Here is a 15,525-nt window from a genome sequence, read left to right on the forward strand (position 1 = left end):
ACACAAACCAGAAGGTATTTTAAATGCGTTATAACATCGCCGGTTTATTTATGTTTATTGCCTTAGCCGGAATGGCTAACGCACAAACCAAAACTGCCGACAGCTTATCCCGGGCGCAATTTGTAAAAAAACAAACCGCCCGGGGCGATTCGCTGAACAAAAAGGCCCTGAACATGGCCAAACAAAATGCAGAGCCCGACCAGCTTTACCGCGCCTTAAACAGCATCGACGAAGCTTTGCATATATACTCACGCTATCGGGATAGTGCCGGGATGCGCCTCTCCTTTGATAACATGGCCTCGGTGTATCGATTGATGAAAAAACACTCGCAGGAAAAATGGTATATCCTGCAATCAAACACCCTGTCGCGCGAGCTAAAGGATACAGCCGCCGTAATCAACTCGCTCATCAAACTGGCAACACTGAAAAGGGAAATTAAAGATTATGACCTGGCTAAGACCGACATTGCCGAAGCCAATTATTTAGCCAATAAAACAGGCAATGTAAATAACCGTATCATCGAAATGCAGCAGCTCGCCGATGCTTATATCAAAAACGGCGACCTTAAAATAGCAGCCGTCCAACTAAACCGCATCAGTTATTTAAAAGATTCAATTGGTAACAAGTTGGCAGGCAAGCAGTTTGTTGTAAATAATAGCGTTGTTACAGATACAAATTCTGTAAAAAAAGATGTTTCGGGCAATATACATCGTGGGGTGCAAAATACGCTTTACTTAGTATTTATTGCATTGATAATCATCATATTATCAGCCTTAACGTACATTTTTTATTCAAGTAAAAAAGCAGGAAAATAATAGAATTTTAAGGCATTCTCTACACATTGGGAAGCTATTTCCACAAAATAACCGATTCCGTAGAAATCAATTCACAGCCCGGGAAAGGTAGTTAACCCCATACAATTTATTGTATTGAAAATCAGTTTGTTATAAAATAACAAATCATGGCATAAGTTTAGTTTAGCCTATAATAACTTAATCACCTAAAATTAAACTATTATGGACACTTTTATCATCATTTCTTGCATCGCTCTTGGCGTAATCGTAGTAACAAACGTTTCAACCAGCGCTATCAACTACTTTAAAATACGCTAATAACAAACCTTTTTTCGCATGGTTTCTGTCTTTTACGGGCAGGGTTACCAAAAGGTTTCATTTTTTTTAAAATTGTTTTAAACCACACTTTTTATTATCGCCAGATAATGATAAGGCATACCATACTCCGGTTTTACTAACAAATAAAAGCCTGAGTATGGTTATGATAAGATTTTTTTGAGGATTTTGCCGAGTTATTTCAGCACTTCGCCAAGGCGCGATGTTTCGTGGTCTGCAAGCTTTTGTAGCGGCCCGCTAACAAGCATTTTCATCATCATATTCAGGTCGGCCGATATTTGATAGGTAACCTGCGTGCTTTCCCCTATCGGCTCTAAAAGCCATTTTAATTCCAGTTCAAACGGAGGTGTCTCGGCCGGTATGATTTGTATTTCCTTGTTTTCAACCAGATTTCCGGTTTTCAGCGCAAGCTTGGCCATGTTTTGAATAGTAAAGCGCGCCTCTGTTACCGTCGACGACCAGTTGTATATATTTTCAGGCATCAGCTGCTGATGATTGTTCAAATCGGCTAAAAACGCGTAAACAACAGGTGCGGCCTTGGCAATGCTAACCTTGCTTTCAATAACGGTCATAATAAATCGGATAAATGTGGTTATTCGGCTGCTATTTGACCCCACTCTGCGGGTGCCTCGCGCCATTTTTGCAAAAGCTCAACATCTGCCTTAGTTATATACTGATGTTCTTCGGCATAATTTATCAAAGCTTTATAGTTTGATAAGGTAGCAAAGCGACAATTGGCTTTTTTAAAGTTTTCCGCCGCAGCATCAAAGCCATAGGTAAAAATAGCCACCAGGCCGGCCACGTTATATCCTGCGGCACGCAAAGCGTCAACGGCCTGCAAACTGCTTTTACCTGTCGAAACCAGGTCTTCAACCACTACCACCCTTTGTCCTTCAAATATTTCTCCTTCAATCAGGCTGCCGGTACCGTGTTCTTTCGCTTTCGCGCGAACGTAAACAAAGGGCAAACCCAATTCCTGAGCCACTAAAACACCTTGCGGTATCCCGGCAGTTGCCACACCGGCAACACATTCAACATTACCAAATTCTTCGGTTATCAATTTGGTAATGTTTTGGCGGATATAGGTACGTATGGTAGGATGTGATAAGGTTGCCCGGTTATCACAATAAATAGGCGACTTCCAGCCCGACGCCCACGTAAATGGATTGGTAGGTTGCAATTTAATTGCTTTAATTTGCAGCAGGAATTCGGCCACTTGCTGTTCGATCTCACTTTTATTAAACATGGCTCAAATTTATAGAATTTATATCAACCAAAAGGCTCTTTTGATAACTGAGACAGCCCCAAAGCACTTAAAAAATTTTCAACAAATTGACAATCAGTTGTTTGATTTGAAAATAATTTATCCACTAATTAACGAACACTATCGTGGGCATAATTTCTTTATCATATGCACCGATGCCAAATTGTTCTTCAAACAGATGCTGAAGACAGTAACCGTTATAGAAGCAGCCGGGGGCTTGGTTAAAAACGAAAAAAAAGAGTTTTTGTTTATTTATCGTAACGATACCTGGGACCTGCCTAAAGGTAAAATTGAAAAAGGGGAAACCATAAAAGACGCCGCTGTGCGCGAAGTGGAAGAAGAATGTGGTATTGTGGTTAAAAAGTTGGGGAAACGCATCTGCAAAACTTACCATGCCTATATTTCGCGTGGCGAAGTAGTCATCAAAAAGAGTTACTGGTTTAAAATGAAGGCCGAAGGGCAAGAAAAATTAAAACCTCAAAAAGAAGAAGGCATAACCGACGCGCGCTGGTTTGTGAAAGAAAAAATGGGCATTATCCTTAAAAACTCATTCCCTTCCATTATCGATGTAATGGAAAAAAGTGGACTGGTTAAAGATAAGGAAGCGCCTCTTTTGGGATAAACTGGTCGGCATTGCCTTTAAAGCGTAAAATCTCGCGCACAATGGTTGAACTTATCGACGAATATCCGGGCTTGCTCACAATAAAGATACTTTCGATGCCCGGCTCCAGGGCGTGGTTCATCTGCGCAATGGCCTTTTCATATTCAAAATCGGAAACGGTCCGTATGCCGCGTATCATATACGCCGCTCCTATTTGCTTGCAAAAATCAATGGTCAAGCCTTCGTAAGCCACTACATGAATTTTTGGCTCGGTCTCAAAAACAGCCCTTAACATCTGCTCCCTCTTTTCAACACTTAAAAAACCTTGCTTGCTGCTGTTGGTGCCGATACCGATGTACACCTTATCGAACAAGTCGATTGACCGTTTGATAATATCCACATGGGCCTTGGTTACAGGATCGAACGAGCCGGGAAAAAGGGCGATTTTCATATCAAGCGGTGCTAATGTTGGCTAATCTTTGTAAAATTAAGATTTAAAAAACGAAAAAGACGAATGCCCATATTTTCTTTGCTCAACAAAACCGGTTTGCTGGCTCAGGTTTTGCATGCTTTGGTGTTCAACAATGAGCATTCCGCCCTGTTTTAACAGTTTTTTTTCAAAAACTATCTTCGGTATCTCCGGTATCCGGTTCAGGTCGTATGGCGGGTCGGCAAATATCAGGTCGTATTGGTCGGTTTCCATCTCCAAGTACTTAAAAACATCTGCCTTAAAGGTGCTTATCTGCTCCAGTTTATGCTGCCTTGCCGTATCTTTCAGGTAATTGATACATTGTATACTCCTGTCTACTGCAATCACTTGCTCCGCCCCTCTCGATGCAAATTCCATCGCTATATTGCCCGTACCGCTAAACAGGTCGAGCATCATGATACCTTCAAAATCTATTTGATTATTCAGGATGTTGAACAAAGCCTCTTTGGCCATGTCGGTTGTTGGGCGTACAGGCAGGTTGTTGGGCGGGTTAAGCCGCAAACCTTTTAATTTACCGCCAATGATTCGCATAAACTTAGTCCGGCAAGCATCAAAATCTGGTGCGATATAAACCCTGATGGCAATGATACCACCTGGTTTTGGTTAAAATAAACTTTAGGCAACAGGTCGCTCACGCGTTGTATCCTCTTGTCGGATACGGTAATATCGCCGCTCAAAATTACGGAAGTAGCATCGAGGTTTATATTCAACTCGTTGGCGGTCAGCACTACGTAATACATCAGCTCGTCGGGGTTGCTAAATTGAAACCTGTTGTAAAAATCAAGCTTGTCATTATTAGTATGGTACAGTTGCACCACGCTGCCTGTAATATGGGCATACAGCGGCTGTATATAAGGTTTTGCCATATTGATGGCGGCTATCCATGGTTTGCCGGCAAAAAACACCCATTTCAAATCAAAATGTTCGCTAATGGCTGTCGTTAGTTCCCCGCTTATTTTGAAGATGACATAGTTATCATCGTCCAGCAGGTTCACCAGTATCGTTTCATTTGTTTGTGCATCCAGGCATTTTGCAAAACCGGCAAGTTGATTGGCCCTGTACAAATCTTTATGTACGATAGTGAACGACTGCGATTGCACGCCTATTTTTGTTTCGGCAAATGGTGCCAATAAAATATCGCTCAAATCTCCGGATGTATTCAACTCTTCAAGGCGATAATTTTCGCCCCAAACCAATACTTTATTGGCCCGCTTTTGTATAATGGCGAAGGAAAACGTATTATCGGATATCATGATGAGCAGACTGCAACCTGCTGCATCGGCAGGGTTAAATTCGGGGTCGTAGTAGTTAAATCGTTGATTGCTCATCAAAAACAAAAGTAAAAAAATAATACCGCTCTTACTAAGCCTTTTTATGCGCATTTTTGGCTTGTGAACCCCGAAGACGAGTATATATCAAAATGTTTCCCGCATACCCCTACCGGCCAGCAACTGGAGTTGTTTAACCGCCTGCACAGCTTTTTAAACAGCACCAACGGCGATGAATGCTTTTTGTTGAAAGGATATGCCGGCACGGGTAAAACCACCGTCATCAGCTCGCTGGTAAAGGCTTTGCGGCGTTACCAATACAAATCGGTTTTGCTTGCCCCCACCGGCAGGGCGGCCAAAGTTATTACGGGGTATTCGGGCAAAAAGGCTTTTACCATCCATAAGCGCATCTATCGTAAAAAATCGGCCATGAGTATTGATGATGCCTTTGCTATAGCCGATAATATAGCTGTTGATACCCTTTTCATTGTTGATGAAGCCTCGATGATATCCGACGAGGTAAGCGGCAATAATCGCAAAAGCCTGCTGCAGGACCTGGTTGACTATGTTTACAACACAAAAAACTGTAAACTGATGCTGGTAGGCGATACCGCGCAATTGCCCCCTGTCGGCTCCGACAACAGCCCGGCTTTGGAAGAAAAAGTATTGAAAGACACCTTCCGGCTAACCGTTTTCGCGTTCGAGCTTACCGATGTGGTGCGTCAGGAAAAAGATTCGGGCATTTTATTGAACGTAACCGGCATTCGAAACCTCATCCGCAAAGGCAAAAAGGGCATACCGCAAATCATCACCAAAGGTTTTAAGGATGTTTACCGCATAAACGGCACCAAACTGCAAGAAGGTTTACACTACGCTTATAATAAATACGGCATGGACCGTACCCTGGTCATCTGCCGGTCGAACAAGAATGCAAACCTATACAACCAACAAATAAGGGGGCGTATATTGTTCCGCGATGAAGAAATTACCGGCGGCGACCAGATAATGGTGGTGCGCAACAACTATTTTTGGCTGCAGGAAGAAGAAGAAAACAGCACAGGATTTATTGCCAATGGCGATATCGCGAGAATAAAGAAAATTCGAAATTTCCAGGATATGTATGGCTTTCGCTTTGCCGACGCGCAACTTGAATTTATAGACTATGCCGAAGACCTCACGATTAACTGTAAAGTGATGTTGGACACCTTATATTCCGAAGCTCCCGCGTTGAATCCCGCAGACCAAAAACGCTTTTTTTTGGAAGTAATGAAGGATTATGACCACATAGCCAACAAACGGGCTAAGTATAACGAACTGAAAACCAACCCTTACTACAACGCCCTGCAAATCAAGTTTGCCTACGCGGTAACCTGCCATAAAGCACAAGGTGGCCAATGGGATGCCGTTTTTGTTGACCAAGGCTATTTAACTGAAGAAATGATCAATTATGATTTTTTGAGATGGTTTTATACAGCCTGTACGCGCGCCACCACAACCTTGTTCCTCGTTAATTTTAACGAGCGTTTTTATCCGGCGGCCGATAATAAAACCGAGGATTGAGGCAGCATGATTGTAAAAGTAGTACCTTGCTTTTCAACACTGTCTACCGTAATATCTCCTCCATGCTTCCTGATGATTTGGCGTACGATGCTTAAGCCGAGGCCAACCGAGTCTTCCCCGCGGATGCCTTTTCGGCTGGCTCTCGAAAACCGGTCGAAAATGTAAGGTATCATGTCCTTAGGGATACCAAGGCCTCTATCTTTAACATGGATAAAACATTTTCCCGAAAACTGTTTCAAAAATATCTCCACCGGGTTGCCGTCAACCGAAAATTTTATGGCATTGCTGATGAGGTTGTCCATTACGCGCTGCATCTTTTCTTTATTTATCCAAACATATATCGGCTCGTCAGTTTGTCTAAACATCAATTTTGCACCGCTGCTTTGCTCCCATTCAGCAACTATTTCCGATAAAAAGCCATTTACCTCGGCTTTCTCTACCCCAAAATTGTCTATATTATCATTGTCGTTACGGGCAACCTCAATCAGGTCGTTGATGATAAACCTTGCTTTTTCGCACGATGCCTTGATCATCATCAAATTATCCAATATGTTATCATCCAGTATATCGCTATCCAACTCCATCAGCATAGCAATCGATTCTATGGCCGATAGTGGGTTTCTCAAGTCGTGCGCCACTATGCCCAATATTTCATCCTTTAGATGTATGGCGTTTTCTATCTGCTGGTTTTTCTCCTGAATGGTTTTCAATTGGCTAAAATGCGTTGCCCGATAGGTAAACACATAACGCGATGCAAAGAAAAACACACAAAGCAATGTTGCGGCAACAAAATTATTTTTGAATATCTCGCCCTGGTCCGTTAAATAATGTGGCAGCAAAAAAGCGAACGAGGAAATAGATATAGCGATGACAAAAAGCGTTTCGTAATACTCAAACACAAAAAGAATGCAGACGATAACGAGCCACAGCATATACATGGTCATGGTGTTGCGCGGATTATGGGCAGCATTAAAAGTATTAATCATACCCCTGCTTAGTAAATAAAGCGAAAACAGCACAACCAACGCTTGAGATATTGCAATGATGTTTTTTTCTTGCCTAAAGTTATGAATGAGCAGATAGCTCAAAATATAGAAAACCGGGATGACGTATATCGAGGTGTACAACGAAGCGGAAAAACCACTAACATTTATGGCCTTATCGATGTTGAAGCCGGAATAGTAAATAAACAACCTGAAGGCGAGGATAACGATAAAGTAAATCAGGCTGAAACTTTTGACAATTTTCAGGTTCGAAAAAACATAGTCGGCACGAAATGCTGCTCTGTTCGGGGTTTCGATAGGGGAAAACAAGTAAATCTTCACTCTGATAGCATTATTGTCGCCTAAATATAGAAATATTATCCAAATAGAAAAAAGAACGATTTTATTTTAACTGATTTACAGCGGCTTATATATTCACAACTGTATTGTTAGCCACTAAAAAAGGCCTTCATTTACGACAAAGGCCCTTTAATACATTTTGATATGACAAAGATTATATTACCTGCGCTGAAATTCAGGAGAGCCGATAATAATGCCCACTACCTGCGCCAACATGGTATTTGCCTGGTTGTTGCTTACTTGTGCGTTTACTTTTGCCGGAGCCTGCGGGTTTGATGCGCCCTGGTTTGTAGTCATTGATGACATATCCTGTACGGGCGATAAATTAGCCGGCTGCGATGCAGGCATTTTAGCAACGGCATTATTGATTTTAGCCACCAACTGAGGGTCGTTCAACAAAGGCGCTAAACGTTTGATGGTTTTGTCTAAATCCCGCTCGGGCATTACCAGTTTGCTATAAGTCAGCAGGGCTGCCTGCGCGCTTTCGGGTTCATGGTGGTCATTCAACGCCGCCAAATTAACGGTAACACCGGGTATCTTTTGCGAAGCAAGCGCCAAACCAAAATTCATGCGGTTTAACAGCGAACCTGTATTTATCCAGTAAGTGCCCCTATCGGGGAAACCGGTGGGGGCTTGATAATAATACATTTTTTCGCCCATTCGGCTCACCCAATTGTATACCTGATATGGGTCGGTAATATTGGCATTTAATCCCCTTATCGAACTGATGGCCAGTTCAAACGGCGATTTAGTTTTCTCCCTCACCGCGTTCTTCTTCCAAAACTCCGGCGAACTTACCATGGTAATCAAAACCTGTTTAATGTCGCCGTCCTGTTCGGTGAAAGTTTTGGCCATTTTATTAATTAAAGCGGCAGGCGGGTTATCGCTCACAAAGCGTGTAGCAATCTTTTTGCAGATAAACTGGGCGGTAGATGGATGGTGTGCCAGCATTTCCAACAAATCAACCCCCTCCTGATAACCGCCATTGGCATCAAAATGATGGCCTAATACAGTTTTTTGGCCCATATCATGCCGTGTAGGTGTAAACAAAAAGTCGCCCCGATGCACAAAACCATTTTGGTTCATTTTGGCTGCCCCAATCTTGTCTACCAATCCCTGCATGGCGCTGCCAAAACCAAACCTGCCCAAAGGATAAATTGTCCAGCCGGTTAAGACACGTGCGGCTTGGGTAACATCTGTTTGAGTATAGCCACCATCAACACCCATGGTATGCAGTTCCATCACTTCTCGGGCAAAATTCTCATTTAAACCAGTCACATTTGTTTGTGGAGTAATGGTTTTAACCGTTAGTGCTTGCTTTTGAGCACCTGCATCCACCATCATCATACTCTGTTCCGGCTTTGCAACAGGTTGAGCTGCTGCCTGCATACCGCCGCTCATCATCATACTACCGTTATCAGCTTGCTTTGGAGTTGGTTTGTTATTTGGTTTTGCCGGTGCCGGCGGACCTTCACTGGCAAAATTATCCAGGTAATACAGCATAGCCGGCGATTGCGCCTCCGCAATGAGCATTTTATCAAATTTGCCTAAAACATTTGGGCGTATTACATCACGCTCATAAGAAGGTATAAAATCGGCGCATTCGGGTTTGGTGAGCGATACATTAAAGTGGTTAAACCAAAAATCGGTCAAAACTTCCTGCAGTTGGTTATTGGAGTAAGTAGCCCTAAGTATCTTCTGACTAATGAATTGTTTGTACAGCTCTTGCTCGGGCCTAAAACCTTTGCGTGTTGAAAAGGCAGCTATGGTGTCATTATATGCCTTTATATTTTTAGCTTTTCCAACCGAATCTTTACTGATTACATTTGCTTTAATCGCCCGATAGCGCACCACAAAACCCGGAGGGAATTTCTCAACCACTTGGCTGTTGCTCAGGTTGATGGCATCTAATTTACTTAAACGGTTATTAAGCGTATCATCAGGCAAACCGGCATCCAGTTGTTGTTGAAACCAATTTTCCAGGCCCATGTTAACCACTTGGTCAACCTGGCCGGGCGTAGCACCGTAAGTAAAACGGTCTAACAAATGCGCGGCAGCTTGCCTTTCGTTTAAACCGCCGCGTTTATATGGAAATCTATAGTTTTTATATCCAAGACGGGTGGCCGAAAAAAAGGATGATAACAATATTCCGCTTATCATCACAATGAGCGCGGTGGCTAAAAATTTAAATGATTTCATAGAGAGAAAATTTACCTGGGTACACTTTAGAAAAAAAAACAATTAACTTTTGATTATGCAATTAATAAATTAATAAAAACAATTAACTTTAAACAAATGATTATCTACCTGCGCTGGTATTCCGGCGAACCGATGATGATACCAACCACCTGCCCCAACATACTGTAATTACCCGCCGGTCGATTGCCATTGTATAACGCAGCATAAACTGGTGGCTGGTTGCTCGGTTTTGCAGAAACAGTTGTTACGGTGCTTGAGTTACCCATCCGGTCCTGCTGGTTCAATACTTTCGGGTTTGGCGCAGCGCTTGCATTATTGATGGTCTGGGCCAGATCGGGCTGATGCAGCAATGGCGTCAACCTTTTAATGGTTTGGTCAAGGTCGCGCTCGGGCATAAATAGCTTGCAATAGATGGCCAGCGCGGCTTCGGGGCTTTCGGGCTCATGGTTATCATTCAGTGCCCCGAGGTTAAAAGTTACGCCTGGTATCCGCTGGGTCGCCAGTGCCAATCCAAAGTTCATACGGGTCAACAATGAGCCGGTATTTATCCAGTAAGCGCCCTTATCGGGGAAACCTGTGGGTGCAAGGTAATAATACAGACGTTCGCCCATGCGAGAAACCCAGTTGTATACCTGCAGAGGTTGCTTAATATCGGCGTTCATACTCCTTACTGCGCTTATAGCCAGTTCAAACGGCGATTTTGTTTTCTCCCTTAACGATTCCTTGCTCCAAAACTCGTGTGATGTTACCATAGTAATCAATACTTGCCTGATATCGCCGTCATGGTCTGTAAACGATTTAGCCATTTTATCCAACAAAGTTTGGGGCGGGTTATCGCTCACAAAGTGGATGGCTATTTTACGGGTAATAAATTTAGCTGTAGATGGGTGGTGCGCCAGCATTTCTAATAGGTCTACCCCTTCCTGATAACCACTGCCATCAAACTGATGCCCCAAAACCACTTTCTGACTCTTATCATGACTGGTGGCATCAAATAAAAAGTCTCCCTCGTGCACAAAACCCCGCTTTTCCATGGTTTCAACACCATTACGTAAGTATAGCTGCGTCATGCGGTTATTGGCATCACCGAAAGGATAAACCGTCCAGCCGGTCAGCACGCGGGCGGCTTGAGTAACATCGGCTTGGGTATAACCCCCGTCAACACCCAAGGTGTGCAATTCCATTACCTCGCGGGCATAATTCTCGTTCAATCCCGATGTTCTTTTACGGCGTACCGGCACTTGCGCTATTTTATGCGATGTATCACCCCCCATCACCATAGCCTCTGTTACCGGCAAAGCAACGGGCTTCACATCGGCAGGTGGCGCAACACTGATAAAATTATCGAGGTAATGCATCATGGCCGGCGATTTGGCAGTGGCCAGTAACAAGGTATCAAACCTGCCAAACACATGCGGGCGTATCACATCGCGCTCGTAGGAAGGTATAAATAACTGCGGACCGTTTTTGCTATACGATACATTGAAATGGTTAAACCAAAAATCGGTCAAAACTTCCTGCAGTTGATTGTTGCTATACGCGGCACGTAATATTTTTTGACTAATGAATTGGTTTTGAAGGTCCTGGTTAGTGCGGTAACCTTTGGCTTTCATATAAGCCTGTATCAGGGCATTGAAAGAACGTTGGTCTTTAGCAACGTAAAGTGAATCCTTGCTTACAATACCGTCCTTTACGGCCATATTATACAGGGCACCCCTGTCGGGATAAGTATTTACAGCCTGCTGATTGGTAAAGTTGAGCGCATCAAAGCCACTTAACCTTTTGTTAAGCGAATCATCGGGCAGTTTGGCGTCAAGTTGTTGCACAAACCACTTTTCGAGACCTATCTTGACCACTTCATCAACCTGTCCGGGAGTTGCACCGAACGTAAATCGGTTCAGCAAGTGCGCAGCCGCCTGACGTTCAGTCAGCCCTTCCTTTTTAAATGGAAACCTGAATTTTCGGGTAGCAAGTTGCGGGCCCGAATAAAACGAGTACAAAGCCGCGGTACAAAGTAATAAGACGATGACTAAAAGTAACTTATGTTTCATTTGGAAAAACAATTTAGGAACTATTGCTTTTGACTCTTAAAATCCAACAAAGTTTAATAATAAAGGCCTTTTATTTGATGGTTAAACTTAGCGATTTTTTTGGTGAATAATTAATTGACAATTAGTCATTTAAATACAAACCAATCTGCCTTTTTTTCAGTTATGGCTTTGTGGCAACAGTTTTGAATAACCCTAAGTACTATGAATTTAAACAATTTTACTATTAAAGCACAGGAAGCCGTTCAAAAAGCTTCCGAAATTGCCGTTGGCAACCAACAACAGGCAATTGAAAATTCGCATTTGCTAAAAGGCTTGCTTTTGGTGGATGAGAATGTGATCAGCTACCTGCTAAAAAAGTTGAACGTAAACGTTAACCGTTTAAGCGAACAGTTGGACCAGCAAATAGCCACTTATCCTAAAGTGAGCGGCAGCGATGTCTATTTATCATCGGGCGCCAATTCGGCTTTGCAAAAAGCTACATCCTATTTGAAAGAATTTAAAGATGATTTTGTATCGGTTGAGCATATCCTGTTAGGGATACTTTCGACAAGCGACAAGGCTTCTACCCTACTAAAAGATTCGGGTGTGAATGAAAAGGACCTAAAAAAAGCCATAAAAGAATTGCGCGGCGACAATAAAGTAACCGATCAGAACGCCGAAGCCACTTACAACGCGTTAAATAAATATGCCCGTAACCTGAACGAATATGCCGAGTCGGGCAAGTTAGACCCGGTTATTGGCCGCGACGATGAAATACGCCGTGTGATACAGATACTCTCCCGTCGTACCAAAAACAACCCGATATTGGTTGGTGAGCCCGGCGTGGGTAAAACTGCCATAGCCGAAGGTATTGCTTTCCGTATCATTAAAGGCGATGTACCCGAAAGCTTGAAATCGAAAACTGTTTACTCCTTGGATATGGGTGCTCTGATAGCCGGAGCGAAGTATAAAGGCGAGTTCGAGGAACGTTTAAAAGCCGTTATCAAAGAAGTAACCCAAGCCGATGGGGAAATTATCCTGTTTATTGATGAGATACATACCCTTGTAGGTGCCGGCGGCGGCGAAGGTGCAATGGATGCTGCAAACATCCTGAAACCTGCCCTCGCCCGTGGCGAATTAAGGGCTATTGGTGCTACAACCTTAAACGAGTATCAAAAATATTTTGAAAAGGATAAGGCTTTGGAACGTCGTTTCCAAAAGGTGATGGTGGATGAGCCTGATACCGCCGATGCCATTTCTATTTTACGTGGTTTGAAGGAACGTTACGAGGCCCACCACAAAGTGAGGATACTGGACGAGGCCATTATTGCTTCTGTCGAGATGTCGCAGCGGTATATATCCGACCGTTTTTTGCCAGATAAAGCTATCGATTTGATGGACGAAGCCGCTTCAAAACTGAGGATAGAAATGGATTCGGTGCCCGAAGTGGTGGACGAACTGGAACGCCGCATTATGCAGCTCGAAATCGAGCGCGAAGCTATTAAACGCGAGCGCAACGATAAAAAGGTGAAAGAGCTGAGCGAGGAAATAGCCAACCTTTCGGCCGAACGTGATTCGCTGCGTGCCAAATGGAAAACAGAAAAAGACGCCGTGGATGGCATCAATACCAAAATAGAACAAATAGAAAACTATAAACTGGAGGCCGAGCAGGCCGAACGTGCAGGAGATTATGGCAAAGTTGCCGAATTACGCTATGGCCGCATCCGCGAAACGCAGGAAGAAGTGGAGAAGCTGAAAAAAGCGTTGTTAGAGAACAAAGACAGCGTGCGCATGCTGAAAGAAGAAGTTACTGCCGAAGATATAGCGGGCGTAGTTTCGCGCTGGACAGGCATACCGGTTTCGAGAATGATACAAAGCGAACGCGAAAAGCTGTTGCACTTGGAAGAGGAACTGCACAAACGTGTAGCCGGCCAGGATGAAGCCATCGAAGCCATCAGCGATGCCATACGCCGCAGCCGTGCCGGTTTGCAGGATAAGCGCAAACCGATTGGTTCATTTATCTTCCTGGGAACTACAGGCGTTGGTAAAACTGAACTGGCAAAAGCCCTGGCTGAGTTCTTATTTAACGATGAAAGCGCATTGGTGCGAATAGATATGTCGGAATACCAGGAAAGGCACTCGGTTTCCCGATTGATTGGTGCCCCTCCTGGATATGTGGGTTATGATGAAGGCGGCCAATTGACCGAGGCTGTAAGGCGTAAACCTTATAGCGTGGTTTTGTTGGATGAGATAGAAAAAGCGCATCCGGATGTATTCAATATCCTGTTACAGGTATTGGATGACGGGCGCCTGACCGATAATAAGGGCCGTATCGTAAACTTTAAGAATACCATCATTATCATGACATCCAATATCGGTTCGAATATCATTCAGGATAATTTTACCGATTTGAACGACAATAACCGGGATGAGGTGATTGCCAAAACAAAGAACGAACTGTTCGAGCTCTTGCGCAAAACCATACGTCCTGAGTTTTTGAACCGTATCGACGAGATCATCATGTTCACACCGCTGAGCCGCGATGAAATAACCGATATCGTGAAGCTTCAGTTCAAACATCTGCAGGATACGCTCGCCGAAATGGGCATCACCATAGAAGCCAGCGAAGAAGCATTGGATTGGCTGGCACAATTGGGCTACGACCCTCAGTTTGGTGCACGCCCGTTAAAACGTGTTATCCAGAAAAAAATACTGAACGAATTGTCGAAACAAATTTTGGCAGGCAAGGTAGATAAAGACAGCAAAATCAAGCTGGATGCCTTTGACCATCAGTTTGTGTTTTTGAACGCCTAATTAGGCAGTCCCCTTTTTTTAGGCAAAACCATCCCGTATCAGTACAGGATGGTTTTGTTTTTTACAATCACAATATTTGCTCAGTGATGTTGATTGCGAAGGCTTTTTAACATCAATAACCTCAATTATAACCTGTAATTTTTTAAGATGAGCAATTTCATACGAAAAGGTGTTTGCGCCTTAGGCTGTTTGTTTTTGGTATCCGTTGCTTTTGCCGACATTAAACTGGCCAGCCCGTTTACCGACCATATGGTACTCCAATATGATATGCCTGTTCCCGTTTGGGGCACAGCTATACCGGGCGAAAAAGTTGTAGTTAAGTTTGGCAAGCAGGTTAAAACCGTTGTTGCGGGTGCCGATGGCAAATGGATGGTTAAACTCAATAAATTAAAACCTGGCGGCCCTTTTACGTTGTCGGTTACCGGGAACAATAAAATTGTGCTTACCGATGTTTATGCCGGCGATGTTTGGCTATGCTCAGGCCAATCGAATATGGATATGACCGTTGCCCGCGAAGACCGTTATTGGTGCGGGGTATTTAACGAAAAACAAGAAGTTGAAAGCGCTAACTATCCATTAATAAGGGTATTTGATACGGATTTCGTACCCAGTGCTACACCTTTAACCGAAGTACCCGGAAAATGGGAAGTGATATCGCCAAAAACAGTAGGGCATGTATCGGCCGCGGCATTTTTTTTTGCCCGAGACTTACAAAAGCGCATCAAAATACCAATTGGTCTCATCACTACCGCATTTGGTGCGAGTACAGCCGAAGCGTGGACGAGCAAAGAGGCGCTGGTGGCAAATCCTAAATTAAAATATTTAG

Annotated in this window: 13 protein-coding genes; 5 read left to right on the forward strand and 8 right to left on the reverse strand. The window is 43.6% G+C overall.

The features are described from left to right. Window positions 1-23: 23 nt before the first annotated feature. Window positions 24-815, forward strand: coding sequence for a hypothetical protein (locus QZX97_RS09825; RefSeq protein ID WP_295652222.1), 792 nt, complete (start codon window positions 24-26; stop codon window positions 813-815). Window positions 816-1,306: 491 nt separating this feature from the next. Here QZX97_RS09825 and QZX97_RS09830 read toward each other — a convergent pair whose 3' ends face one another. Both QZX97_RS09830 and pyrE read right to left on the reverse strand, forming a co-directional pair. Further along, window positions 1,307-1,702, reverse strand: coding sequence for an SRPBCC family protein (locus QZX97_RS09830; RefSeq protein ID WP_295652224.1), 396 nt, complete (start codon window positions 1,700-1,702; stop codon window positions 1,307-1,309). A gap of 20 nt (window positions 1,703-1,722) precedes the next feature. Beyond that, a complete protein-coding gene (pyrE, locus tag QZX97_RS09835) occupies window positions 1,723-2,376 on the reverse strand; it encodes an orotate phosphoribosyltransferase (RefSeq protein ID WP_295664609.1) in 654 nt (217 codons plus the stop codon). A gap of 196 nt (window positions 2,377-2,572) precedes the next feature. On the opposite strand from pyrE, the gene QZX97_RS09840 reads away from it, so the two are divergent. Then, complete coding sequence (locus QZX97_RS09840; protein WP_295655761.1) at window positions 2,573-3,016, forward strand: NUDIX domain-containing protein; 444 nt, start codon at window positions 2,573-2,575, stop codon at window positions 3,014-3,016. Here QZX97_RS09840 and coaD read toward each other — a convergent pair. The 3 genes from coaD to QZX97_RS09855 are packed head-to-tail and all read right to left on the reverse strand — an operon-like array spanning window position 2,985 to window position 4,813. Further along, window positions 2,985-3,446 (reverse strand): pantetheine-phosphate adenylyltransferase, encoded by a 462-nt coding sequence (gene coaD / locus QZX97_RS09845; protein ID WP_295664610.1) that lies wholly within the window; start codon window positions 3,444-3,446, stop codon window positions 2,985-2,987. The two genes, QZX97_RS09840 and coaD, sit on opposite strands and share 32 nt — an antisense overlap. A 36-nt stretch (window positions 3,447-3,482) precedes the next feature. After that, window positions 3,483-4,016 carry a 16S rRNA (guanine(966)-N(2))-methyltransferase RsmD gene (gene rsmD / locus QZX97_RS09850; RefSeq protein ID WP_295655759.1) on the reverse strand — a complete coding sequence of 178 codons (534 nt, stop codon included), beginning with the start codon at window positions 4,014-4,016 and terminating at the stop codon, window positions 3,483-3,485. Continuing rightward, window positions 3,992-4,813, reverse strand: a complete 822-nt coding sequence (locus tag QZX97_RS09855; protein WP_295655758.1) for a DUF3822 family protein — start codon at window positions 4,811-4,813, stop codon at window positions 3,992-3,994. The genes rsmD and QZX97_RS09855 overlap by 25 nt, the downstream gene beginning before the upstream one ends. Window positions 4,814-4,876: 63 nt before the next feature. Here QZX97_RS09855 and QZX97_RS09860 point away from each other — a divergent pair, with 63 nt between their 5' ends. Continuing rightward, on the forward strand, window positions 4,877-6,313 hold the full coding sequence (locus QZX97_RS09860; RefSeq protein WP_295664611.1) for an AAA family ATPase: 1,437 nt from the start codon (window positions 4,877-4,879) through the stop codon (window positions 6,311-6,313). Here the strand turns inward: QZX97_RS09860 and QZX97_RS09865 are convergent. The 3 genes from QZX97_RS09865 to QZX97_RS09875 form a co-directional block, all read right to left on the reverse strand. After that, window positions 6,280-7,638, reverse strand: coding sequence for a HAMP domain-containing sensor histidine kinase (locus QZX97_RS09865; protein ID WP_295664612.1), 1,359 nt, complete (start codon window positions 7,636-7,638; stop codon window positions 6,280-6,282). The genes QZX97_RS09860 and QZX97_RS09865 overlap by 34 nt on opposite strands. Before the next feature lie 177 nt (window positions 7,639-7,815). Then, window positions 7,816-9,855: a DUF1800 domain-containing protein gene (locus tag QZX97_RS09870; RefSeq protein ID WP_295664613.1), complete on the reverse strand. Its 2,040-nt coding sequence runs from the start codon at window positions 9,853-9,855 to the stop codon at window positions 7,816-7,818. A 104-nt stretch (window positions 9,856-9,959) separates the two neighbouring features. Then, window positions 9,960-11,906: a DUF1800 domain-containing protein gene (locus tag QZX97_RS09875; protein ID WP_295664614.1), complete on the reverse strand. Its 1,947-nt coding sequence runs from the start codon at window positions 11,904-11,906 to the stop codon at window positions 9,960-9,962. Window positions 11,907-12,107: 201 nt separating this feature from the next. On the opposite strand from QZX97_RS09875, the gene clpB reads away from it, so the two are divergent. Together clpB and QZX97_RS09885 are read left to right on the forward strand one after the other, a co-directional pair. Further along, on the forward strand, window positions 12,108-14,699 hold the full coding sequence (gene clpB, locus QZX97_RS09880; protein ID WP_295664615.1) for an ATP-dependent chaperone ClpB: 2,592 nt from the start codon (window positions 12,108-12,110) through the stop codon (window positions 14,697-14,699). 147 nt (window positions 14,700-14,846) lie between these two features. Continuing rightward, window positions 14,847-15,525, forward strand: a 679-nt coding sequence (locus tag QZX97_RS09885; protein ID WP_295664616.1) for a sialate O-acetylesterase, incomplete at its 3' end; no start/stop codon positions are given.

It is taken from the genome of uncultured Mucilaginibacter sp. (genome assembly GCF_903893715.1).
In the GTDB taxonomy this organism is placed as follows: domain Bacteria; phylum Bacteroidota; class Bacteroidia; order Sphingobacteriales; family Sphingobacteriaceae; genus Mucilaginibacter.

Coding starts and splice junctions, on each gene's coding strand:
- QZX97_RS09825 (WP_295652222.1), top strand. CDS start 24: ATGCGTTATAACATCGCCGGTTTATTTATGTTTATTGCCTTAGCCGGA.
- QZX97_RS09830 (WP_295652224.1), bottom strand. CDS start 1,702: ATGACCGTTATTGAAAGCAAGGTTAGCATTGCCAAGGCCGCACCTGTT.
- pyrE (WP_295664609.1), bottom strand. CDS start 2,376: ATGTTTAATAAAAGTGAGATCGAACAGCAAGTGGCCGAATTCCTGCTG.
- QZX97_RS09840 (WP_295655761.1), top strand. CDS start 2,573: ATGCTGAAGACAGTAACCGTTATAGAAGCAGCCGGGGGCTTGGTTAAA.
- coaD (WP_295664610.1), bottom strand. CDS start 3,446: ATGAAAATCGCCCTTTTTCCCGGCTCGTTCGATCCTGTAACCAAGGCC.
- rsmD (WP_295655759.1), bottom strand. CDS start 4,016: ATGCGAATCATTGGCGGTAAATTAAAAGGTTTGCGGCTTAACCCGCCC.
- QZX97_RS09855 (WP_295655758.1), bottom strand. CDS start 4,813: ATGAGCAATCAACGATTTAACTACTACGACCCCGAATTTAACCCTGCC.
- QZX97_RS09870 (WP_295664613.1), bottom strand. CDS start 9,855: ATGAAATCATTTAAATTTTTAGCCACCGCGCTCATTGTGATGATAAGC.
- QZX97_RS09875 (WP_295664614.1), bottom strand. CDS start 11,906: ATGAAACATAAGTTACTTTTAGTCATCGTCTTATTACTTTGTACCGCG.
- clpB (WP_295664615.1), top strand. CDS start 12,108: ATGAATTTAAACAATTTTACTATTAAAGCACAGGAAGCCGTTCAAAAA.